Here is a 24,716-nt window from a genome sequence, read left to right on the forward strand (position 1 = left end):
GTTGTAGGGCGACCGCCTCGGTTGCCTTGGTCAGGGGCGCTTGTGATGGGATAGAACCTTGGCGTGGGAGCAGGGCGGAGGGGGGCCCCAAGCCCATCTCGCCCTCGCTCCCACCTCTTCTTGACGCATATCGAACAAATCCCTGCGCTCTCTGGGCATGGACCCTCAAAGTCACGCCGTCTTCCCTCCGGGCCGGAGCAAGTTCGTTCTTTTATCGCTTTTGGTCGTCGCAGCTTGGTGCGGCATGGCCCCGGAAGTGATCCTGGCCCAAGGGGATGTGGTTTATCGCCGTCTGGCGCCGGGTCCCGATCCGCTGAAGTTTCTGCTCTCGAACGAAAGTCGCCAACTCGATCCGGGGAGAATCCGCTTGTCCCTGGGACTGCTGCGCATCTCTGCCCAGGACTTTGCAGAGGCCATGTCGCAGCAAGAAGACGGGGACTCGCAGTCCTGGCATCGCTGGCTGGAGAAGGCCAATGCGGACAAGAAGCTGACGCTGGTGACAGCCGAAGATGCCGAAACTGGGCCAGGTCAGGAATTCCGGGAGGGCTATACCAAGCCGTACCGATTTGTCCCGCAGGGAGAGTCGTCCCAAATTTGGGACGACATGCAGCGGGAAGGAGCCACACAGTTGAGCCCCCAGCTCTGGGGCAATCTGGTGCAGAATCTTTCAGAAGAGCGGGTGGGCACGCAGATGAACGGCGCCATCCACGTGGCACCTGACCGCGGAGCCGCGCACCTGGACCTCACCTTCCTCCATGTGAACGAGCCCACGTTGCGCCCCGCGCCTGTGTGGAAGCATGCTCTCTTTGACACGCCCCGGGCGATCTTCCGACCCTGGTCCGTTTACACTCAGTCGGTGGTGCCTCTGGAGGCGCCCTTCCTGGTGGCGGCACAGATGGAACCATCGGACGGGAGCGATCCCAACAACACGGGCACTCACGTGCTGGCGCTGTTTGGGAAGATCGCCTACCAACCGAACCCTGAGGCGAGGAAAGCACCAACCTTTGCTCCAGAGCGGCTGCATTCAGCAGGCACCTTGCAGACCTGGACGCTGGATCTGGCCAGGGAGGATTTTCAGCGTTGGCTCCTGAATCGCCAGACCAGTGAAGGCGATGAGTCGAAGTTGCGCGAATGGCTCGCCGTGGCGTTCCGCCGTCCGGAGGATCCGGCTGCACCGCGAGTGCTGCGCGCAGCTTCTCTGGCGACCTCGACAGGAGGTGGTCCGAACTGGGTGAGCGGTGAACTTCAATGGAATGACCCCAGCGGGTTTGAGCCTCCGGCGAACTCCCGCATCTTCCGCCCGCTGGTCAGTGAGGACAGCCCCTACAGCGTGCGCCAGCGAATGGAGGTGGGCACGCTTTTCCTGACTGCACCACCTGATGATCCCAAGTTGCGGGTGGTGGCCGAACTGAAACTGGAAGCGCCTACCGGGCCGCTTCGCTGGCAGCGGTGGAAGCACGCGATGGAAGGACGCGAGGATGAGCCGGACAACCTGGAACTTGCTGACAAGGGTCTCTACGGCCTGCAGGGGCAGAGGCTGGACACTGCGGTGGTGTGGGCGTCAGGGAAGGGCGTCCTCACCGCCGCGGCCATTCGGCGCGACCGGGTTCACGCTGTTTTCACCCGGTATGTCTGCCGTGGATTTCAGGGGCCGAAGGATGCGTCCGGGGTGAGCGAACCCACTGCCTTTTTCGTGGGAGGCACATCTCCACCGCCGGGCCCGGCCTTCCAGGCGACCTTGTGGCGTATCGAGACGCCGCTGACCTGGACCGATAAACTCCTCGCGGCGGGTCCTGGGCAGGCGGCTCCGTTGGCGGCAGACTTGCTCAAGTCGGTGGAGTCGGGTCAGGCAACGCTGTCCACCCTTTCTACGCAGTCGTTGCGTCTGGACGAAACCTCCAAGTGCACGCTTGGGGAGCCGGTAAACTTCTACGGCGGCAGCTATGTCAACACGGCCTCGCATGCGGGTGGCATCTACTTCAACATGCGCATGCTGGGTCAGCGTCACACTGGGGAGGAGGTCGAGCTGGGAGTGCAAAAGTTCGATACGGATGGGGTCGAGGTGGCGATGGCGCTGCAATCCACAGGTGAGCCTGTTTGGCGGCATTGGGGAGTGTGGCAGCCGGGGGTTGCAGGAACCAACGCGAGCAGCTCCGGGCTTCGGCGGCCTCAGTTTCGCGCCAGCAATCTGGTCACCCAGTTGCGGCTGCCGTTGAATCAGCCGCAGGTGGTGGCGGTGGAGCCGGTGCGTGATCCCAATGCCCCGGGAGGCGCTCTCACCGGTTTGCGCTGGTGCGTGTTGAGAGTGACGGCTGAGGACAATCCGCCTCCAGCCGTGCCGCCCCGGGAGGCGGGGCACGAGATCCAGCCGCAGCAGAGTTCGCGCTTTCAGCTTCTTGTCCTGCCGCTGCCCGCGAGCGAAGTGGTTCCTCCGTCGGCCGAGAGTCAGGAACTGGCGCAACGGTTGTTGGGCGAGGTCAAAGCCGGGGCGCGGCCCGTGTTGGATGTCCTGAGCGTCTTTCGCCCGGGGACTGCTGGTCCTGGCTATGGCCTCAGCTTCAGCAGCGGGATGGATTATTATTTCATGGATCCCCGCGGCCAGCCGGACAATCGCGTGCAGAAGGCCTCGTTGCAGGCTCCCGCCGTGATGCCGCCGGGGACCGTGTTCAGCGAGCAGATCTACTTTGAGGATCACCTGGTGGGTTTGGATCTGAAGTTCTCTGAGCGAAACTGGGACCTGACGCGGGATAACGCGCCGCCCCAGGTGGTGACGGACACGTTCACGGACGTGCGTTATGAGTTTCCCTATGTGCCATCGCCCGACAACCGGCGCACGACGATTTCCGTAGAGCGACCTGTTTTCCAGATGGCGTCCATTTATGGGCGGCGGCTCAAGGTGGGTGAGGCTAGCGTGACGCGGTTGGATGAGAATACGGTGGTGGTGGTGAGCGAGGTGGGACCGTAGGGGGGAGGTCGGTGGGAGGAAAGTACCGTTCTGGCATCCCTTCAGGATGCGGGAAATTTTGCGGCGTTCCAGGGGCAGGGCTCGTGAGACTCGCCCGGCCCCTGGCTACCGTCTGGGATGCCTTCGGCATGACGGGGGAGGGGCGGAGAGGCTGGGGTGAGTCTGGGTGATGGGATAGAACCTTGAGGGGAGAGCAGGGAGGGAAGCTTAAAGGAGGCGGGGGTTCCAGCCCCGCAGGGGAGCGGAGGGGAGGGGGGGTGCGGGTTGGTTGGGTGGATGACCGTCTGGGGTGGGAGTGAAGTCAGTCGTCGTTTGGTTGTGCGGGGCCGGAGACCCCGCCTCCTTTGCCGGCTGGCGGGGGTGTTGGATGGGGAGGGGATTTTGTGGGGTGATTGGGTCAGGGGCCGTTTGCGGCAAGCGGGGCGCTTGCCCTACAGGGCGTCGGGGGATGCGGGCACACAGGTCTATGGATGTTGTGTCCAGGAACCCGAGGGTGGAGATCCTGGGTTGTAGGGCGACCGCCTCGGTTGCCTTGGTCAGGGGCCGTTTGCGGCAAGCGAGGCGCTTGCCCTACAGGGTGTCAGGGGGCAGCGCGGTGTACGCTCCTCCGTTCGTGTCAAACGGCGTTGGATTGACACTGGACTCCCGAAAGCGGTGATGCTCACCGCAGTCCCAAAGCGGCTGCGCCGCCAGGTGTTTGGAGCGTTTGGCTGGTTTGTATGCCGACAGGCCTCCGGAGTTGGAGGCACGTCATCAGCGAACCCGCGCCATCGCTGCCTGCAACGTTTCCACATGCCCCCTCGCGCTCGCGGGATCGGCCTGCAGGTCTTCCTTTCGGATTTTGTAGGGGGCGTCTTCGGGCACGTAAAAAGGGATGCGCTGGACGCGGGCGAAGATCATGCCGTGGTAGCGGCCGGAGAAGACGAGGCGGGAGGCACCGATCTGGGTGTAGGCGGTGGTGGGATCGGGGTTCCAGATCAGCCGCACGGTAGGTTCGAGGAGCAAAGCATCTTCCAGATGCCTGGCGTCATCCACCGGCGCACCCATGTTCATCCAGACGACTTCGTAGTTCATGGACCGGGCCAGGCGCACCATGTGCTGGGTGTGCTGGTTGTGCGGGTTGATGATCCCGGAGGGGACAATGGTGAGCATGGGCGGGTCGCTCGCGGGCATGCTGACGGCAGCGGGAGGCCGCAAGAGGTAGGCGGCATCAGGAAAGAAGGAGACGCCGTCCTGCCGCCCAGTAATTTCTTGGATCTTCTGGACGCATTCCGGGGAACGGACGGTGATGAAGTCCGCGTGCTGCAGATAGGGAACCCAGGGGGCGAGGTCGGTGCGGAAGTGCTCGTCCCGGTGGGCGCGGAGCTGGAGTCCGCAGGAGAGGAAGCCCCAGCGGGTGCCGCTGGCGATGGCATGGTCCATGTAGAACTGCATGCAGCGGAAGTGCGGGGAGGGCGACTGGTCGGGGGTGGCGGAGTTGTAGATGATTCCGCCCCCGCCCAGGACGATGAGGTCCAGGTCGGAGGGCATCTCCGCGGGGAGGTCAGAGTTGAAGAAGAGCAGTTCCGCCCCGCGGAACTGCTCCTGAAACACGAGGGGGTACGTGTCGTCCCCGACATTGCCGTACCCGGAGGCTCCTACAAAAGCGATCTTCATGCGAGCGCCAGGGCGCGACGCCGTGAGGCTGTGGGTGATTTCCTCGCTCCGGACTGAATGACCTGTTCCAGCACGTTTTCCATCTGGTGCGCGATGACGTCCCAGTGGAACCGGTTCTGGCGCGCAAAACGCACGCTCTGCCGGGTGATCTGGCGGCGGCGTCCGGCATCAGTGTAGAGTTCCTGGAGGGCGCTGACGAAGGCGTCCTTGTCGGCCACCGCGCCCACGGTGTTGATCTCGGGGTGCACGAGGGTGATGGGGCAGGGCACCTTGAGGGCGGGGGTGGCCCACTCGCCCAGGGCGGCCCAGTCGGGCACGATCTGGGGCACGCCGCAGGCCATGCCCTCCATGGTGGTGAGGCCCCAGCCCTCGCCGAGGGTGGTGGAGACCTGGACGTCCAGGGCGCTGTAGATGAGCGGCAGCATCGAGGAGTCAACACTGTCCCTGATGTGGCCGCCGCCGGTGAAGAGGAGGCGGTTGCCGATGCCGTAGTAGCGGGCCACGCTCTCCAGGTCCCAGCCGACGTCCTGCCTGGCGCAGTGCAGGAGCAGGTACGCATCCGGCACCTGGTGCTGCTGCACCCACTGGGCGAAGTACTGGAGGGTCAGGTCCAGCCGCTTGCGGGGCTGGTTGCGGTTCACGTTGCCCACGATGAAGGCGTTCTCCAGCACGGGGAGTTCAAGGAGCCGACGGGCGACGCTGCGGTCCACCGGGCGGAACTGGCGGGTGTCCAGGCCGTGGGAGATGACGTGCCGGGGGCCGCGGAAACCGGCGTTGACCGCCTCGCGATGGCCGAAGTGCGTGTACCACACGGCGGCGGCCAGCTGGTTGAGCTGCGGGATCACGGCGGGGTTGAGGTTCGCACCGTCAACAGGCATGTAGGCGATGACGGGCACGCTGGCGGGGGCCTCCCGGAGGAAGGCGGCGACATTCCACCAGTCATTGTTGATGATGACGGCGTCGGGCTTGTGCCGGGCGCAGAGTTCGCGGAAATGATCGATGCCCCACATGTCGCCGCCCTGGCAGGCGGGCAGGATGGTGTAGGGGTGGGAGTGCGGGCTGCCGTCGTAGTTCACGCCGGAGACGACCACGTCCCAGTCCTGGCAGAGATGCTGCAGCATGGAGTGGGTCACGGTGCCGAAGCCAGTGGGGACCACGGCATCACCGATCCAGAGCACGCGGCCTTTTTTGCCGTGGGCGCTGGAGCGGATGGTCTCGGTCGTCAGCATGGCCTTGGGCGTGGAGCCAAAGGAGAACAGCCTGCGGAACAAACTGGTGCCACTGGGCACCACCGCCATGGACGTCGGCATCGCTGCATGGAGCGCGGTCGGGGTGCTGGCGCCGGGCGTCTTCTGCGGCGGGGGCAGGGTGATCGCGCGTGCTTTCAGTTTGGCAGGCAGGGCCGGGCGACGGACACGACGACCCTCGGTGAGTAGGTGTTTGGCGTTCTTCATCTTGGCGGAGACAATGTACTTCAAGAACTTCAGTTACTCCACAGCAATGCGGCAGTTTGGCAGAAATTCCTGCATCTTTTGTACCAAGCGCATGTCTGCAGCCACGTCCAGGTTCATGGGATCCGACGCGGAGGTGGTGATAAAAAGATGCGTGAGGTTGGTGCACGCCTTCAGAAAATGAACGCTGTCCTCGGTAAACGCCACGGTGTTGGTCAGGCGCAGATGGGTCAGGTGGGGGGCCAGCTTGATGAGGAGCGCGAGGCTGGAGGGGGAGATCTGCGTGCCGTGCAGATTGAGATTGTTGATGGTGTCGACGTGCTCGCAGTGCCTGATCAACTCGGCCATATCGGCGTCGTTGAAATAGTCGCATTGCGCCGCGCTCACCCGCCAGACTTCGAAGTCGCCCTTGGGGAGGCTGGCGATGTCGCGGATGTCAGCCTTGTCCCCCATCGGGCGGCCGGCGGGTGCTTCCAGAGCGGCGGCATCGGGCTTCAGGCTGACATTCACCATGCCGCCGTGGTTGATGACCCACTCCGCCAGGGCGCGCTGCCGGGCCTGCTGGCTGACCGGCGGCCGGGCAGGGTCTTCCGGCTGGAAGGGAATGGGGGTGGGCCCAGGGGCGAAGAACTGCATGAGCGTGCCGTCCATGGCCAGCTTCCCGCTGGCGATGAGCATGAAGAGCGCGATCACTCCGCCGCCCCAGGCGCGCATGCGACGATGCGCGGGTGGCAGGGGGCCCGGAGCGGGCAGGTGGGAGTAGGGCTTGGTCACCGCTCCCGCATCCACCTTGGCCGAGATTCCGGGGGTGGTCTGCTTGATGGGGCCGTTGTCCAGCATCCCCTGGAGGGCGCGGCTCACATCGCTCACCTGCTGGTAGCGTTTGTTGGGATTGGTCTGGAGGGCGGTGCTGACCACCACATCCAGTCGCGCATCCGCTCCGGCAGCGCGGGAGGGGGGATCCCAGCCCAGGCCGCGGGGCACGCTGCCGGTGAGCATTTCGTAGAGCATCACGCCCAGGGAGTAGATGTCGGCGCGGTGGTCCACTTGCTGGTCGCGGGTCATCGCCTCTGGCGCGATGTAGTCCGGCGTGCCCAGGGCATCGCTGGCGGAGGTGAGGCCCTGCCCGTCGGCATCCAGGCCGAGTTTCTTGGCCAGACCGAAATCGGCCACCTTCACATTGCCCTGTTCGTCGATGAGGATGTTGGCCGGTTTGACGTCGCGATGGATGACGCCCTTGTGGTGGGAGTACTGGAGCGCATCGCAAATCTGGGTGACGATGGTCAGCATCTGCCGGGAGGACATGTCCCCCTTGCGCATGAGGTGGCGCAGGTTCGTCCCCTTCACGTACTCCATCGCGTAGAACATGCTGCCGCCGCCGGGGATCTCGCCGTAGTCGTAGATGGAGACGATGTGGCGGTGGCTCAGCTTCGCCAGGATGCGGGCCTCACGATGGAAGCGCTCGGCGAAGACGCGGCGGTTGCGCAGGGCGGGGGGCAGCATCTTCACGGCCACGATGCGGTTCAGGGCCTTCTGCATGGCCTGGTACACCGCACCCATGCCGCCGCGGTCGATCAAGGTGACGAACTCGTAGTCCGGGATCAATCCGTTGAGCTCCTCGATCGAAGGAGGCTCGAATCTGCCTAGTCGGAAGGGATCGTCTGCGTCCTGTGGATCTAGGTTCATGACGAGAGGAAACACCGCATGGCGCGGCGGGCAGCCATGCGGGACAGGAATGCCCGCGGTGCTGTGACTGTACTACTGGGCAGAGAAATTAGAATTTCTGCCGATGAAGACAAGGGTTTTCTCCGCGAAAATACCCGCAGACATGCCTGCGAATCTGCGCAGATAAAGCCGCGGTTGGGAGCGGGCAGGGGCGCGAGGGGAGCGCGACCCGTCCGCACTTTTACAAGTGCAGCTACGAGTTACCAGCTACGAACTGCTGGATACGGGCTGCGGGCGGGTGATGCCCGGACTTCGGAATCAGGCCACGGAGTCGCCTGCGAGCGCGGCGTTGCCGATGATGCCTGCTTCGTTGCTGAACTTGGCCGGGAGAATCTTCAGGCCCTCCCACACGACGGTGGAGAGCATGGACTGCATCTTCTTCTGGAGCGGCTCAAAAAGCAGGGAGCCTGCCTGGGCCACACCGCCACCGACGACGAAGGCATCCGGGTTCAGCAGCCAGGCCACGCTGGCCAGGGCGGTGCCGAGCCACTCGGCGACGTCATGCCAGATCTGGATGGCGACGGGGTCGCCTGCCTGGGCGGCCTCCGCAATGGCGCGCGGGGTGCAGTCTGCGGCGGTCTTGCCGAGACCGGCCTGGGCGAAGACTCTTACCGCGTACTCTGCGATCTGGTTGTTGCCCACGTACTTCTCCAGCGCGCCGAGGTTCCCGTAGTGGCCGTGCACGCCCTGGTAGTGGACGCTCATCTGGCCGATCTCGCCGGCGGAGAACTGGCTGCCGCGGTAGAGCTCGTTGTTGAGGATGAGGCCGCCGCCCACGCCGGTGCCGAGGGTGAGGGCCACCACATTGCGCAGGCCCTGGCCCGCGCCGTAGCGCCACTCGGCATACGCCATGGCGTTGGCGTCGTTTTCCACCACGGTGGGGAGGCCGGTCATCTCGCTGAGGATCTTTTTGAGCGGCACTTCCTTCCAGCCGGGCACGTTGGTCAGCACGTGGACGAAGCCGTTGTCGAAGTCCACCAGCCCGGGCACGCCCACGCCCACGGCGCAGATGTCGGGGTGGCGCTCCTGAAGCTTGGCAATCCGGTCGGCGATGACCCGGATGAGCGCCACGGGGCCGTCATGCCCCTGCGTGGGGATCGGCGCATCCACTTCCAGGAGATCCGCTCCACGACACACGCCCAGCTTGATGGAGGTGCCACCGAAGTCTACGCCAACGGCGACAGGAGCCGAATCACTCATAGGATCAGATAAAGAAGGAAGTAGTGAGTTTTGAAAATGCGAGCGCTGGGATTAATGCATTTTCCACGAGTTGCAAGCGCCACCGTGGCATTCCCCGCTGCGCTCAGGAGGGCTGACGGGCGTGCAGATTGGCCACGATCCGCAGCCCGTGAAGGGTGAGGTCACCCTCTACATGTGCGATCTCTGGCAGACGTGACGCGATCCATGCGGCATCGCCGCCGGTGGCCACCACGTGCAGGGTGGCCGGGTTGCCCATCTCCTCGCGGAGCTTCTCCAGGATGCCGCGCACCATGCCGCGGTAGCCGATGGCGGCCCCGGCCAGGATGGCGCCCACGGTGGACTTGCCGATGGCGGTGTCCGGCTCCCGCAGCTCCACCTGGGGGAGGAGGGCGGTGCGCTCATGCAGGTAGTCCGTCATGAGTCGCAGACCGGGGGCGATGACGCCGCCCACGTAGGCGGCGTCTGCCTCCACGATGTCGAACGTCACGGCGGTGCCGAAATCGATGACGATGCCCGGGGCTCCGTGCAGGGTGGCGAGGGCCACGGCATTGGCCAGACGGTCGGCGCCGATCGACTCCGGCTTGGGGTAGCGGATGCCGATGCCCAGCGGGATGTCGTGGCGCAGATTCAGCATCTGGCTGCCGAAGTGGGCCTGGAGCCGCTCCGTGGCGTCGGGCACCACGGAGGAGGCAACCACGAGGCCGTGGGACCAGCCGGTCAGCACGGTGGCCAGAGTGCGGGTGGTATCCGCCACCAGCAGGGAGGTGGGCGTGTCCCGCTGCTCCAGGATGGCGTCCGACGTGGCGAGACCAAACTTCGTGCGGCCGTTGCCGACGTCGATGAGCAGGTAGGGTGACATGGGAGGATGCTATTGCGGTACGCCCGGCGGGATCGGCTCAGCTCAGCTCAAATCAAATCAGGGCTTCCAGTCCACGCGGGTGAAGGTCGTCTTCTCACCGTTTTTCAGGGTCTCGATATCCAGCGGGGTGGAGCTCTTCACCTCCAGGGTGCGCCCCTGCACTTCCAGAGTCAGGCCCTGTTTCAGATCGGCGGCCTCCAGCCAGTAGCGGAGCTGCACGTCCTGGGTGGTCTTGGCGGGCACTTGGGGGATGGCGTCGAAGGCGAGGAAGAAGCTGGGGATCTCCCGTCCGCCCGAGGTGAGCAGGCGCACTTCCGGGGCGTGCATGGCCAGCTTGTCTGCGGAGTCGTTTTTCACCCGTACTTCCAGGTCCAGCCGGACGTTGCCGTAGTCGCGCTCCGCCACGGCGCGGTGGAATTTCAGCGGGGCATCGCTGGCGGCGGCTGGGGTTCCTGAGTTTCCGCCGGGGCCGTCCTCTTCACCGGAGTCACCGGGGCCGGAGAGGAACACATAGGAGAGACCGGCCACGATGATGGCGAGCAGCACCCACAGTTCGAGGCGTTTGAGCAGATTCATGGCCGCACCTTGGGGTGGATGCGGGGTAAAATCCAGTGTTCTTCTCCGGTCGGCTCATTGGCAGCCGGGCAGGGTGCGGACCCCCTGGCGGCTGATTCCTGTTTGCCAAGCTTGATTTTCTGAATACCATCACCGCCCCCTCCGCCGCGTGCGCGGTTGCGGCCTGTGTTTCCCCCTTCGCTTCCCGTCATGAACATCACGTTTGAGTCCCAGCCCAACTGCCGTGCCGTCTACCGTATCGAGATCCCCGCTGCCGATGTGCAGCGTGAGCGCGAGGACGTGACGGCCAACTACGCCCGCTCTGCCCGTCTCCCTGGCTTCCGCCCCGGCAAGGCCCCCAAGGCCGTCGTCGCCAAAAAGTATGAAGGCCAGATCCGTGAAGAGCTGGAGACCGCCCTGGTTCGCAAGGGCTACAACGAGGCCTCCAAGCGCGGTGACGCCGACATCCTGAGCGTGCTGAACGTGCGTGACCAGGCCCTCCATGGCGACGACCACTACACCTTCACCATCGAGGTGAGCACGGTGCCCCAGTTCGAACTGCCAGAGTACAAGGGCATCCCGGTCAAGCTGCCGAAAGTGGACGTGACCGATGCGGATGTGGACCACGACCTCCTTCACCTGCGCGAGCGCTACCAGACCTTCACCGACGTGGAGCGCGAGTCCAAGCTGGGCGACTACGCCGTGCTGCAAGTGACCGGTTCCGTGGACGGTAAGCCCGTGGAAGAGGCCCATCCCGACGCCCCGGCTTACCTTAAGAAGATCGACGGCAACTGGTTCCAGCTCAGCGAGAAGGAAAACTTCCTGCCCGGATTCTACGCCGGTCTGGTGGGCGCCAAGAAGGGCGACACCCGCGACATCGCCGTGACGCTGCCCGAGGACTTCCCGTATGAAGCGCTGCGCAACCAGGTCGTCACCTTCCACACCACGGTGGATGCCGTGAAGGAAGGCGTGCTGCCTGAGCTGGACGAAGAGTTCGCCAAGAAGCTGAACCCGGAATGGGACCTGGAGCGCGTGCGCACCGAGGTGAAAAACAGCATCGAGGCCCGTCGCCAGCAGAACCGCGAGAATGATCGCACGAACCAGGTGATCGCCCACCTTGCCGATAAGCTTGAGTTCGAACTTCCCCAGGAAGTGGTGAACCGCGAGGCCCAGCGCCGCACGAATGACATCGCCCGCAACGCGCTGAACCAGGGCATGGACCAGAGCCAGATCATGGACGCCCAGGAGCAGATCGTGAGCGCCGCGACCCAGCAGGCCCGCCAGAACGTGAAGGTGAGTTTCATCCTTGGCGAAGTGGCCAAGAAGGAAAACCTCCGCGTGAGCGAAGACCAGCTCCGCATGGCGCTGGCCCAGATCGCGATGCGCCAGAAGGTGACCCCGAAGAAGCTCCTCCAGGACGCCAAAAAGAACAACCTCATCGAGCGCCTTCGCGAAGACCTCTTGATTGAGAACGCCATCGGCTTCCTCAAGGAGCACGCCGTGGTGGAAGAAGTGGAAGCGACCCAGGAAGACTGCGGTCACGACCACAGCCACTGAGGCGCGGGTGTGGAAAGTTAGTCAGGTGATTTTTGGCAAGGCCACTCCGGAGACGGGGTGGCCTTTCTGCTTCGCAGAGACACCAGACTGACCCGCTGCGCGGGAGACGCCAGACTAGACGACGAAAGACAGAAGACTTGAGCTGGCGCATGGGAGTACGCCCCCAACGGAGTGGGGCGGGTTGGTCAGTAAAGCAGTGCAGAGCTTTCAGCCATCGCCACGGGCGTAGTCCGGTTGTCCCAACCGGCTCAGGCATCGGAGGGGTGCGGGGTGTTGGGGTGCTTGGGCGTGATGAGGTCTGCGGCGTCAGGGGTGGCGCGTCCGACCGGGACAGGAACGCCCCTCCCTCCCTTGCTGACCGGCTTCACTGGGCATGGGCTCTCATGCGTCAGCTCAAGTCTTCTGTCTTTCGTCTTCCCGTCTTCTGTCTCCCGCGAAGCGGGTCTTAGCGAAACGAAATTATTTCGAGAGTCTGTGTGTCAAACCGTTGGCCTGGAGACAACGCATTAAAAGGGGTGTTGCCAGTTAATGAGTGAAGGACCCGGGGGCGACGCCTTGTTTTTTTCCTCACGCTTGCGCACTCACATGAACGCCCTTTCTGCTCAGAAGACGTCGTCGCCGCCTCCGCCTCTCTCCGCCCGCCCCTGGCGATTGCGGTCGGCCGTCCTGTCCGGCATGGCTTTGCTCGGCCTGCTCGGGCGGGCGGAAGCCACCACCTACACGCTGCCCAGTGGCTCCACCGCAGGCTGGGACACGGCGATGTGGACGCCAGCGGGGTTCCCTAACGCGGCGGGCGACATCGCCCAGTACAACACCGCGACGACCGCGGCTTCCACGCCGCTCAACCTCACCGGCGGTGGAGCCATCACCCTGGGCCAGCTCTTGAACCTGAACACGGGAAACTGGTCCATCACGGCCGGAACCGCGTCGGGTATGGTCTTCGACAATACGAACGGGGTGGGGGCCAATGCCGTGATCAGCACCGCCAGCTCCGGCTCGCTGAGCATCGCGCCCAGCATCACCATCGCCAACACGAACCTGGTCATCAGCACGGGGTCCAACCAGACCGGGACCATTACCATCACCGGAGCGATCGGCGGCACGGGCAATCTCACCCTGACCGGGGCGCGGGCCGCCACGGTAATCTCCCTGGGCGACGTGAACAACACCGGCACGGTGAGTGCAGCCGTCTCCACAACAGGATTCACCGGCACGATCTTCAGCATCGGCAGCCTGGGGGCGAATGTCTCCTCCCTGACAGTTGGAGACTCGGCCAATCCCACCTTCGGCGGCCGGTTGAACATCACGGGGACCAGTGCCTTCACGGGGCCCATCGTCATTCAGGGCGCGGCCACGCTGGCCACCAGCACGGCGGGGCTCAATGGAGCGAGCAGCACGAGCGGCATCACCTTTGGCACCGGCGGCGGCACGCTGCTTTCTGCGGGCGGCATCGCCACGGCCAAGGCGATCCTGATCAATGCCGCAGCAAACTTCACCACGAGTTCAGGAAACGACATCACCCTCAGCGGTGTCATTTCCGGCACGGCCGGATTCACGAAGCGGGGCAACGGCAACCTCATCCTCAGCGGCAGTACCAGCAACACTTATGTGGGCGATACCGTCGTGACCGGCGGCGCGGTGATGACTGGCATCCTGTCCCTCCAGAAGACGGGCGGGGCCATCGCCGTGCCGGGAGATCTCGTCATGGACGGCACCTCGCTCAACGCCGCGGGGGTCGGCACCGCGGCCAACACGGTGCGCAACCAGTTCGGCCAGCAGTTCGGGGCGAACTCGGTCATCCGCTTTCAGAACAACACCTCCGCCATCCACTCCTACTTCTCCCTGTACGGCAATGACCAGACGGTGGCGGGGATTTCGGAAACAACTTCACTCGGCGGCATCATCCAGAACTCCCACACAGAGGCCTTTGCGATCGACTCGGTGCTGACCATCAACAACAGCGCGGACTTCACCTATGCCGGGTACCTGCGGAATGTCAGCGGCATCGGCACCGGGACCTTGGGCATCACCAAGACCGGTTCCGGGAAACAGACATTGTCCGGCGTCCAGATCATCTACACCGGGGCCACGACGATCAACCAGGGCATTCTGGAGCTGGTCGGCACCACCGGATTCAACAGTGCGGTCACCTTCGGCGCGGGCAGCACCGGCACGCTGCAACTGGGCAGCGCCGCGCACACCATCAACGGCCTGGCCAGTGCGGACACGGTGAACAACAACGCCTTTGTCCAGAGCGCCACCGTCAACACCACGCTCACAGTCAACCAGGCGGCGGACACGAACTTCGGCGGCATCCTGCGGGACAACGGACTCTTCACCCTGCGGCTCGTGAAGACCGGCGCGGGCAAGCTCACGCTTTCCGGGGCCAACAGCTACACCGGCGGCACGGCCATCAATGCGGGCGTCATCGAGGTGGGCAGCGCCGGGGCGCTGGGCAGCACCGGCACCATCTCCTTCGGCGGCGGCACCTTGCGCTTCACGGCGGGCAATACCACGGACTACTCCGGCCGCTTCGCCACCACGGCGGGTCAGACCTTCCGGATCGATACCAACGGGCAGACGGTGACTTTTGCCTCGAACCTGACCAGCTCCGTCGGCCACCTCACCAAGCTGGGGGCGGGCACGCTCATCATCTCCGGCACCAGCGGGTATGGCGGGGAGACCACCATCATGGAGGGCGTGCTCCAGATGGGCAGCACCACGGCCCTCACGAGCTCCCGGAACCTGTTCTTTGACTCGACCGCGCCCGCCAACACGACCCTGCGCCTGAACGGCTTCAACACCACGGTGGGCTCCAGCGCCAACTCTGGCCTCGCCTCCTCCACGACGAACGCCGTCATTGAAAACGGCAGCAATGCCACGGCGGCCACCTTCACGGTGGTGAGCGGCCTCGCGAGCACCTACGCGGGCCTCATCCAGGACGGCGGCACCCAGGCGCTGAACTTCACCCGCGGCGGCACCGGCATCACCACGCTGACCCTGACCGGGGCCAACACCTACACGGGCGTGACCACGGTGAACACCGGGGTTTTGGAAATCACCCTGCTGGGCAACGGCGGACAGAACAGCGGCATCGGCAAGTCCACCGCCGACGCTGCGAACCTGGTGCTGAACGGCGGCGGCTTCTCCTACGCGGGCACCACCGCCGCCAGCACGGACCGTCTCTTCACCCTGGGGGCCTCCGGAGGTTCGCTGCATAACAACGCCGTGTCCGCTGCCAGCGCGGTGAACTTCACGAACACCGGAGACATCGCCTTCACCGGCAGCGGGACCCGCACCCTCACCCTGCGCGGCACGAATATGGGAAACAACATCTTCGCCGCGCGCCTCACGGACAACGGCGGGGACGTCGTCTCCCTCACCAAGACGGATGACGGCACCTGGACGCTCACGGGCGATCACCTCTACACCGGGAACACCAGCGTCAGCGGAGGCAGACTGGTGCTGACGGGCTCCATCACGGGCTCGGCGGTGACCGTGGCCAACCGCGCCACGCTGGCCGGGACGGGCACCATCGGCTCCCTGACGGGGACCAAGGGCCTCACGCTGAACGGCGGGGACCTGGGGGGCACGCTGGACCTGCTCAGCGGCACGATCAACACCTTCACCCTGCAGGGCACTGCGGCCACGAACATCCTCGTCCTGGGCAGCACCACGGCAGGGAATGCGGCCGTGCTGAAGTTCGACATCGCCGCGCCGGGAAGCTCCGACCAGATCGTGCTCAATGGCGGCAAGCTCCTGGTGAATGCAGGCGGGGCGCGCATTGATCTGAACAGCCTCGGCGGCGTGGGGCTGGGCACGTACAACCTCATCACCTACGGCGCTGGGCAGGCCACGAACACGGCATTCCTGTATTTGGGGGCCACCACCGGCGGCGGCTTCTCCTACTCCCTGGTGAACTCCGGCACCGCGCTGCAACTGGTGGTCTCCAGCAGTGCCGCCTCCTCCACCTGGAATGTGGACGCCAGCAGCACCTGGTTCACGGCGGCGAACTGGACCGGCAGCATCATCCCCAATGGCACCGGGGCCACGGCCACGCTCGGCGGCATCATCACCGCGCCGCGGAACGTGACCATCAACTCCGCTGCCGCCACGGTGGGCACGCTGAACATCAACAGCGCGCAGAGTTATACCCTGAATGCCACCGGAGGCGGGTTCCTGGTCTTTAACAACAACGGCAACGGCGCCGCGCTGAACGTGACCACCGGCACGCACACCATCTCCGCCCCCGTGGTGCTGGCGGAGGACACCGCCCTGTCGCTCACCGCCACGCAGCTCACCATCTCCGGCCCCTTGAGCGGACCTGGGCAACTGGTGAAGACCGGCACCGGCACGCTGGTGCTGAGCGGGGCCAATACCTTCACCGGCGGCGTGTCCTTTGTGGATGGCATCCTGCGCTTCACGGTGGATACCTCCTGGGGCGGAGTGCCCGCCGTGGCGGATGCCTCCCACTTCTACTTCAACAATGCCACGGTGGAAGGCGCAGGCGCAGATCTGGATGCGCGCAAAGGCGTGACGTTGGGAGCCGGTGGGGTCACCTTCAAAGTGAATGGTTCCACGCTCTTCCTGCGCGGAGACATCACTGGACCCGGCGGCGTCATCGTCGGGCCAGCCACCGGGAGCGGCCAGTACGCTCCGGGCGGGGCCAGCACCTACTCGGGCGGCACGATCATTCAGACAGGCTCCAACGTCGTGCCGCTCGTCAGTTCCAGCGGGGCGGGGGATGCCCCCACCAGCGGACCCTTTGGCACCGGTACGATCACCCTGGCCGGAGGCCGCATGCGTGCCACCAGCAGCGCGACCGCCATCACGCTGCATAACACCATCATCCTGGCGGCAGACACCACGTTCTACTCCTCCGGCGCAGGCGTGCCCAATGACAGGAACTTGATCTTCGAGGGCTCCACCACCATCACCGGCGGCACGCGGACGCTGACCGTGGAGACCGCCCTGCCCTCGGGGACCACCGGCATCACCTTCAACGGAGCCATCGGGGATGGCGGAAACAACTACGGCCTGATCAAGGCGGGTGTCTCCACCCTGCTGCTGAACGGGGCCAATACCTTCACGGGCGGGCTCACCATCCAGGAGGGCACCGTGGTGGGCGGCAGCAGTGCTTCCGCTCTGGGCGGCTCGGGCACGGGCCTGGTCACTCTGGGCCATACCACCGGCACGGCCAGCGCCTCCCTCCTCAGTGCGGCCAACATAACCTACGCCAATGCTATCACCGTGGCGGCCGGGTCCACGGGCACGGCTACGATCGGCAACTCTGGAAACAGCGCCGCCCTCTTCAGCGGCACGGTCACGATGAACAAGGGGCTCACCCTCACCTCCACCGGGACCGGCTCTGTCACCCTCAGCGGGCCGCTCGTCGGGGCGTTTGACCTCACCATCACCGGCAGCTCGGGGAACTTCGCCCAGCTTTCAGGAAACAACGCCAGCTTCACCGGGGACGTGCTGGTGAACTCCGGCACCCTGCGGATGAACTCGACCACCGCCCTGAGCGTGGTGAACACCGTCTCGGTGGCCTCAGGTGCCACCTTTGATCTCAATGCGCGCAACACCACGATCGAGGGCCTGAGCAACGGCACCGGCATTGTGACCAACACCAATACCACCACCGCGGCCACCCTCACCCTGGGCGGCAGTGGCAGCTACAGCTTTGGCGGCTCCCTGCGTGCCACGACGACGGGGAACCTGAGCGTCATCAAGACCGGCACCGGCACGCAGACGCTCACCGGCCTGAGCCTCTATACGGGCAGCACCACCGTGAGCGGCGGCACTTTGCTACTGGACCTGGGTACGAATACCACCGGCGTGCTGGCTTCCACCTCGGCGCTCACCTTGTCCGGCGGCACGCTGGGCGTGCGGGGCGCGGCCACGGGGGCCTCCAGCCAGACTCTGGGGAACCTCACCCTCACCGCAGGCACGAGCAGCAGCATCGTCATCAACAACAACGGCGGCACCAGCACCACCCTCACCCTGGGCAGCACCTGGACGGTGGGCACCAATGCCCGGCTGTTCCTGGACATCTCCTCCGGCTCTGCCGTACTGACCTCGAACCCCAGCGCCCAGCTCACCAATGGCCTGCTCGCCTTCGTGACGGTGAAGGACGCCACCGGCACCGGCTTCGGCACCATCAGCTCCGGGCAGGTCGTGCGGGCCGCCACCTCCGAGCTGCGCAACAACAGCAACAGCGGAGCCACCAACTTCATCACCCAGGTGGGTCACACGGACTATGTGGGCACGACGCTGACCATGCTGTCGGGCACGCACCTCTTGAATTCCCTCACCATCAACACGGACCCCGGCGCAGGCACGTTGGTGCTCACCGGGACGTCGCTCACGTTTAACAACAACATCCTTCTCATCACGGGTGCGAACAACTTCGCCATCGACGGTGGCAACCTCGGCGCCAGTGCGGCGGCGATGGGCCTGCATCACCTCGGCACCGGCACGCTCACCATCAGCAGCACGATCAGCGGCGCCGCGGGCAGCCTGCTGAAGACGGGCACCGGCACCGTGGCCCTCACGGGGACGAATGCCTACACCGGCGGCACGACCATCAATGAAGGCACGCTGTCTGTCTCCGGCGGCGCGGCCCTGGCGGATACCGGCGCGGTCACGCTGGCGAACAATGCCACAGCAGTGTTTCAGGTGAACGCGTCTGAGACCATCGGCACGCTGAATGGCGGCGGGGCTCTGGGTGGGAACATCAGCATCGCTTCAGGAGCCACGCTCACCGTCACCCAGGGCTCCACGCAGACCTTTGCAGGCATCGTGGGAGGGTTGGGCAGCTTCACCAAGGCGGGCACCGGCCTTCTTGTGCTCAGCAATGCCAACACCTATGCCGGATTGACCACGGTCAATGACGGCATCCTGCGCATCACGAATGCTTCTGCGCTGGGCAATACGGGCAGTGTCACGCAGACCACGGTGGCAGCTGGCGGTCGGGTGGAGCTCTCTGGCGGCATCACGGTGGTGAATGAAGACATCACCATCACGGGTGTGGGCAACGGCAGCCAGGGCGGTCTGCACGGCAGCTCCGGCGTTAGTGAGTGGGCCGGGCAGGTGACGCTGGCCAGTGATCTGGCCCGTGTGGGCTCCAGCGGGGGCAGCGCCCTGGTCATCAGCGGGAAGATCACGGATGGCGTTAATACCTTTGGCCTCGCCATTCGCGCGGCGGACAGCCCGACCTTTGCCAATGTGGTGGAGCTGACCAATGCGGGCAACGACTACGGTGGCAGCACGGATGTCGTGGTGGGTGTGCTCCGCATCGCTGGCGGTGACAACCGCCTGCCCACGGGCACGGTCTTGCGAATCGGCAACGGCTCCAACGTGGATCGCGCCCGGTTTGACCTCAATGGCTTCAACCAGCAGGTGGCGGGGTTGAGCTTCCAGGGCAACACCATGCTGAAGAACGTGCACAGCGCGACGGCCGCCACGCTGACGATCAACAACTCCTCGAACTTCAGCTACGACGGCTCCATCACCGGAGCCGTGTCGCTGGTGAAGACCGGCTCCGCCGTGCAGACGCTGCTGCTCAGCACTCCGGCCAACGGAGCGTCCAGCTACACCGGCACCACCACCATCAACGGCGGCATCCTGCGGGCCGGTTCCACCAGCGCTTTTTCCGCGAACTCCGCCGTGTCCCTGGCGGACACCGCGGGCGCGGCGCTGGATCTGGCGGGCTTCGCCCAGACCATTGCCTCTCTGGCGGGTGGCGGGGCGACCGGTGGCAATGTCACCCTGGGCAACGCCACACTCACGACCGGAGGAAATAACTCCAGCACCACCTATGACGGCGTGATCTCCGGCACCGGCGGCGGCCTGGACAAGCAGGGCACGGGCGCCTTCAAGCTCACCCGCGCCAATACTTACACCGGCACCACCACCGTCAGCGCGGGGGCGCTCATCGTGAACGGCAGCACGGCCAGCGGCGCCATGAACGTCTCCGGCGTGCTCGGCGGGAACGGCACCGTGGGCGGCATCACGACCATCCTCACAGGAGGTTCCTTGAACCCGGGCGACCCCGATGCAAACGGCGGCATCGGCAAGATCAACCTGAGCCAGGGCGTCACGCTCAACACCGGCTCCAACTCCACGCTGGAGATTCGCGGCGCCACCTTCACCAGCACGGACGGCTTTGGAGGCAATACCATCGGCTCCGCCGGGTACATCACCTATGTGAAGACCAACGGCGTGGGCCAAGGCGATCATGATCAGGTCAGCGTGACCGGCACCTTTGTGCAGCAGAACGGGGCGGGCATCGATGTGGTGCCTGTGACTGGCTTCTCTGCCAGCTACGGGCAGATCTTCAACCTGCTGGACTGGACGACCTTGGTCGGTACCTCCTTCTCCAACAATCTGGGGCTCTCCATGCGCGATGGCTCGGGAGACGCCCTGCTCGATCTGGATCTGCCCAGCCTCGCCGGTACCGGCCTGGTCTGGGACACCAGCTTCTTCGTCAGTGATGGCATCCTCGTGGTGGTGCCCGAGCCCAGCCGGATGGTCTTGCTGATGGTGGGGATGGTCTTGGCCGGGATGCGGAGACAGAAGACTGGAAGACGAAAGACAGAAGACCTGAGCTGATGCACGGGGCACGCCCAGCGAAGGGGGCAGGCCAAAGGAGGCGGGGGTTCCCAGCTCCGCGTGGGAGCGGAGGCTGGCGCGTCCGCCTTCATGCCTGCCGAGTTGCCGCATTGGACTCAGTGCGCACCTTCCTCCCGCGTTCTGAATGGCTGAGGACAGCCGAATTACTTTCAGCTGCCTTACCGGGCGTAGTCCGGTTGTCCCAACCGGCATCTTGAGCGGAGGGATGCGGCGTGTGGGGTGTTTGAGCGGGATGAGATCTGCAGCGTCAGGAGACGCGCACGGCAAGCGGGGCGCTTGCCCTACAGTGCGTCACGAAGCGGTTGTCCAAGGAGCGGCGGTTTGTGCTTCAAGCACAACCGCTGTGGGTGGCCGGAGGGATTGAGGCGCCCCATTGCCCATGAGGTCTCCAACCCCCCTGAGGTCCCATACCTCATGCGGCTTCGGGGCAGGGGCACACGCTGAGCTTCGCTCCTCCTCGGCGGTTGTGCTCAAGGCACAAACCGCCGCTCCTTGGTCAGGAGCGACTCCAGGACCTCCAGCACCCAACCACCCCGGGCCTGTAGGGCGACCGCTTCGGTTGCCTCAGTCAGGGGACGCGCGTGGCAAGCTGGGCGCTTGCCCTACAGTGCGTCAGGGGGGGTGTCCAAGGAGCGACGAATCAACCTCTGTCCCCAGTGACACACCCTTTCCACCCCACCGCCGAGTCACCATAGCGACTAAAAATTCAGAACATCACCATTGCAGGGAGTCATTGCTTTTACTAATTGTAAAAATAGGAAATTAATCTCACAAAATACTCACCCTCAGTCCTCTAACAGACTCCCGACTCCCATGAGAACCCCCAGTGCCTGCTCCGGGCTCCTACTGGCCCTCCTTCCTCTGCTGCCCGCTTCGGCGGGCACGCTGGATAACAAGAACCCCAGCGGCAAGGAGGTCATCCAGCCTGCCCAAGCCGAGCCCCTCTACTGGGGCACGATCAACTCCGGCATCAAAACCAATGATGCCTACACGGACGGCAACTTCAGCATCGTGGCTCCGTTGTGGAGTTCCCTGGGGGCAGATGCCACCCTGAGCGGCGGGCTGCTCTTCCTGGAGCCCTATGTCTCCTATGGCGAGGGCGGGGAGATCGCCGCCTCGCTCGGCCTGGGCTACCGGCACCTCTTTGGCAGCCAGCCGCTCAGCGCGCTGACGATCCACGACGGTCATCAGGCGGGTTTCTTTGAAGAAGGCGCTTTCATCGGGGCCAACCTCTTTGTGGACATGCTGGACACGGAGTCGGACAACCAGTTCTGGCAGCTCGGGGTCGGCCTGGAGGCAGGCACGCGCTACATCGAGTTCCGCGGGAATTATTACATCCCCCTCTCGGATCGCCAGCTCGCGGAGGAGCAGCGCTCCCGCGAGACCTTCCGCACCTCCCGCTCGAGCAGCGGGGTGAGCGGCTCCCAGTCCGTCACTCCCCTGGGCGATGCCTTCGCCACGGGCAACACGGTCGCCCAGGACGGCCTCTTCACCAACTACAGCACGCGCACGACGCGGACCACCACCACCACCACCACCATCGAGCGCCTGCTCCAGCGGTTCGAGGAAGGCATGGAAGGCTGGGACGCAGAAGTAGCGGTGCTGATCCCCGGGCTGGATCGTTACCTGGACGTGATGCTGATCGGCGGCTACTACAGCTTCGACAACCAACCCTTCGGCCCCCAGCAGGGCGGTACCGGCAATGTGGAAGGCTGGAAGGCCGGCCTGGAAGTGCGCCCCGTGCCCGCCCTCATCCTGAGCGGCACCTGGTATGAGGACGAGCGCCTCACGGGCAGCGACTGGACCGCGGGCGTGCAGCTTCAGATCCCCTTCGAAATGGGCGACCTGGGCGATGGCAAAGGCTTCTGGGATCGCGTCGGCGATGCCTTCACCCCCCGCCGCCGTCATCTGCTGGAGCGCATGGCTGAGCCCGTGGGCCGCCAGAACGCCGCGGTGAAGCTCGCCAACAGCTTCAAGGAATCCGAGCGCGTTGTTTCCCAGACCAGCAGCACCAGCGTGAAGCGCGTCACGCGAGTTGTTTCCCAGACCGCCCAGCGCGTCGTGCTGGCAGATGACATCATCTTCGTGAACAACGGCATCTCCGTGGGCAACGGCATCCAGGCCGGGACCTCCGGCAAAGCAGGGGCCGATGGCACGGCGGAGAAGCCCTTCGACAACGTCGCGGAAGGCGCGTTCGCAGCGGGCAGCAACTCCAACGTCAGCACCGACGGCAGCATCTGGAAGGTGTACACCCAGGGCGGCACCGGCACGGACTACATCGGCAGCGTAGTGGCCACGGGCAGCACCCGGTTCATCAGTTCCTTCACGCCCCTCGTGGCGCTGGGGAACACCTACTTCGGCGGCGGCACACCCCGTCCGGGCTTGAACGGGAACTTCAACGCCACCAACATCGGCTTCCTGCAGGTGACCGGGTATGACGTGCGGAAACCGTTGCTCCTCCCCGCAGCCATCGATGCGCTGAACGTCCGGGAACTCCTCGTGACGGACAATCTCACCTCCGGCGGCAGCGGCATCCGGTCCACCACAAATGACGGCGGCACCTCCGCGGTCAATGTCCTGCGCAACCAGGTGACCGGTGTGGGTACCGGCTCGACGTACAATGGCATCGATGTGCTCAGCGAAGGCAGCTCCACCGTGAATGCTCTCGTCCAGGGGAATGACGTGCTTGGAGGTTTCGACCGGGGCATCGCGCTCATCACTGCCGGAACGGGCGTGATCGATGGCACGGTGGTGGACAACAACCTAAGCGGCTTCTACCGGCTCTACGGCATTCTTGTTGATCACGCCTCCGGAAGTGAAAGTACTGCCGTGGTGGCGAACAACCACCTGACGGGCGACTTCGATCAGGTCGGCATGTCCTTCCGCTCTACCAGCTCGACGGCCGGGTCAGTTCTTGACATCACCGCACAGGGGAACGTCTTCAGCGGCGAGTTCGAGGATACGGGGATCACCTTCACCGCCGGGAACGGTTCCAGCATGGTGGGCAAGACCATTGGCAACCAGTTCAGCGGCACTTTCAACGACATCGGCGTGTGGGGCACGACGGTCGGGACGAACTCGCATCTGGAGCTGGAGATCCTGAACAACAGCTTCTCCGGTTCCTTTGGCTCCGGGGTCGAGTTCGCGACAAACGGCACGACCACCATTGATGGGCATGTGGAAGGCAATACCTTCTCCGGCACCTTCACCTCCGGCGTCGAAGCCCGCAGGAGTGGGTCCAGCACGGTGGATGTGGATGTGTTGAACAACACCTTCTCCGGCACGTTCTCAGACGCGGGCATCTATTACTTCCAGAACGGCACGGGTACTGGCAACGTGTGCGGCCAGGTGCAGGGCAACCTGCTGAGCGGCACGTTCACGGCATACGGGGTTAACGTCGAGGCCCGCAACGGCATCGTGGACGTGGATGTCATCGGCAATGCGCTGACCGGCAACTTCGGCACGGGCATCTCCCTGCGCCGCAACGTGGCCTCTGGCACGGCTGCCAAGCTCAGCTCTGATATCCTGAACAACACCCTCTCCGGCGACTTCTCCGTGGCAGGTATTTCCGTGGACCACCGCGGCATGGCCCCGGCAGATGCCTCGTTCATCGGTGACGTGGACATCATTGGCAACGTGCTGAGCGGTGACTTCAACGAAGCGATCCTGGTCTCGGCGACTGGCGGCAGCCAGCTCAATGCGACGGTCACGAACAACGCGATCACCGCAGCCGCCACCGTGGACACCGTGGGCATTCACCTCCGGTCCGGCGGCACCAGCATCCTCACAGTTTCAGGGTTCAACAACAACGTCATCAGCGGCCTCTCGCAGACCGGCATCCTGGTCGAGCGCATCGCGCCCAATGGCCTGGGCGGCGGACTCAGCGTGAACGGCACTCTGAATGCCCCTTCCAGCAACAGCGTCAGCAACGAGACCGCGAACAAGCTGGACGTCATCAACGGCACCACGGAACCGATCAGCGGCAGCTTCTTGCTGAATAACACCCAGGCGACCCTGCCAGCCATCGTGCCCTGATCGATCGTTGGCGCGAGTGCGCTCGCGAGCGGGGAGCGGGGAGCCGCGCAACCGCTCCGTGCACATGCATCACACGAAG

At 64.8% G+C, this 24,716-nt stretch carries 10 protein-coding genes; 4 read left to right on the forward strand and 6 right to left on the reverse strand.

The features are described from left to right. The first annotated feature begins 244 nt into the window (after positions 1-244). Positions 245-2,965, forward strand: coding sequence for a hypothetical protein (locus BV034_RS00940; protein ID WP_050023197.1), 2,721 nt, complete (start codon positions 245-247; stop codon positions 2,963-2,965). Positions 2,966-3,718: 753 nt separating this feature from the next. On the opposite strand, the gene BV034_RS00945 is transcribed toward BV034_RS00940, so the two are convergent. The 6 genes from BV034_RS00945 to BV034_RS00970 form a co-directional block, all read right to left on the reverse strand. Beyond that, a complete protein-coding gene (locus BV034_RS00945; protein ID WP_050023199.1) occupies positions 3,719-4,621 on the reverse strand; it encodes a polysaccharide pyruvyl transferase family protein in 903 nt (300 codons plus the stop codon). After that, positions 4,618-6,099, reverse strand: a complete 1,482-nt coding sequence (locus tag BV034_RS00950; RefSeq protein ID WP_050023201.1) for a glycosyltransferase family 4 protein — start codon at positions 6,097-6,099, stop codon at positions 4,618-4,620. Before BV034_RS00950 ends, BV034_RS00945 begins: the two co-directional genes overlap by 4 nt. A 9-nt stretch (positions 6,100-6,108) precedes the next feature. Further along, positions 6,109-7,758 carry a serine/threonine-protein kinase gene (locus BV034_RS00955; protein WP_050023203.1) on the reverse strand — a complete coding sequence of 550 codons (1,650 nt, stop codon included), beginning with the start codon at positions 7,756-7,758 and terminating at the stop codon, positions 6,109-6,111. A gap of 297 nt (positions 7,759-8,055) precedes the next feature. Then, on the reverse strand, positions 8,056-8,997 hold the full coding sequence (locus BV034_RS00960; RefSeq protein WP_050023205.1) for an ROK family protein: 942 nt from the start codon (positions 8,995-8,997) through the stop codon (positions 8,056-8,058). A 103-nt stretch (positions 8,998-9,100) separates the two neighbouring features. Then, positions 9,101-9,856 (reverse strand): type III pantothenate kinase, encoded by a 756-nt coding sequence (locus tag BV034_RS00965; protein ID WP_050023207.1) that lies wholly within the window; start codon positions 9,854-9,856, stop codon positions 9,101-9,103. A 57-nt stretch (positions 9,857-9,913) separates the two neighbouring features. Continuing rightward, positions 9,914-10,432: a hypothetical protein gene (locus tag BV034_RS00970; RefSeq protein ID WP_050023209.1), complete on the reverse strand. Its 519-nt coding sequence runs from the start codon at positions 10,430-10,432 to the stop codon at positions 9,914-9,916. Between the two features lie 189 nt (positions 10,433-10,621). Between BV034_RS00970 and tig the strand changes: the two genes are divergently transcribed. The 3 genes from tig (at position 10,622) to BV034_RS00985 (ending at position 24,637) form a co-directional block, all read left to right on the forward strand. Further along, positions 10,622-11,968, forward strand: coding sequence for a trigger factor (gene tig / locus BV034_RS00975; RefSeq protein ID WP_050023211.1), 1,347 nt, complete (start codon positions 10,622-10,624; stop codon positions 11,966-11,968). A gap of 585 nt (positions 11,969-12,553) precedes the next feature. Further along, positions 12,554-20,581 (forward strand): autotransporter-associated beta strand repeat-containing protein, encoded by an 8,028-nt coding sequence (locus tag BV034_RS00980; RefSeq protein WP_265592495.1) that lies wholly within the window; start codon positions 12,554-12,556, stop codon positions 20,579-20,581. 834 nt (positions 20,582-21,415) lie between these two features. Next, on the forward strand, positions 21,416-24,637 hold the full coding sequence (locus tag BV034_RS00985) for an inverse autotransporter beta-barrel domain-containing protein (RefSeq protein ID WP_050023219.1): 3,222 nt from the start codon (positions 21,416-21,418) through the stop codon (positions 24,635-24,637). Positions 24,638-24,716: the final 79 nt, after the last annotated feature.

The sequence above is a fragment of the Verrucomicrobium sp. BvORR034 genome (assembly GCF_000739635.1).
GTDB lineage: Bacteria > Verrucomicrobiota > Verrucomicrobiia > Verrucomicrobiales > Verrucomicrobiaceae > Verrucomicrobium.

Excerpts from the sequence above, each read along its gene's own strand:
- BV034_RS00945 (WP_050023199.1), bottom strand. The coding sequence starts at position 4,621 with ATGAAGATCGCTTTTGTAGGAGCCTCCGGGTACGGCAATGTCGGGGAC.
- BV034_RS00965 (WP_050023207.1), bottom strand. The coding sequence starts at position 9,856 with ATGTCACCCTACCTGCTCATCGACGTCGGCAACGGCCGCACGAAGTTT.
- BV034_RS00980 (WP_265592495.1), top strand. The coding sequence starts at position 12,554 with ATGAACGCCCTTTCTGCTCAGAAGACGTCGTCGCCGCCTCCGCCTCTC.
- BV034_RS00970 (WP_050023209.1), bottom strand. The coding sequence starts at position 10,432 with ATGAATCTGCTCAAACGCCTCGAACTGTGGGTGCTGCTCGCCATCATC.
- tig (WP_050023211.1), top strand. The coding sequence starts at position 10,622 with ATGAACATCACGTTTGAGTCCCAGCCCAACTGCCGTGCCGTCTACCGT.
- BV034_RS00985 (WP_050023219.1), top strand. The coding sequence starts at position 21,416 with ATGAGAACCCCCAGTGCCTGCTCCGGGCTCCTACTGGCCCTCCTTCCT.
- BV034_RS00940 (WP_050023197.1), top strand. The coding sequence starts at position 245 with ATGGCCCCGGAAGTGATCCTGGCCCAAGGGGATGTGGTTTATCGCCGT.
- BV034_RS00960 (WP_050023205.1), bottom strand. The coding sequence starts at position 8,997 with ATGAGTGATTCGGCTCCTGTCGCCGTTGGCGTAGACTTCGGTGGCACC.
- BV034_RS00955 (WP_050023203.1), bottom strand. The coding sequence starts at position 7,758 with ATGAACCTAGATCCACAGGACGCAGACGATCCCTTCCGACTAGGCAGA.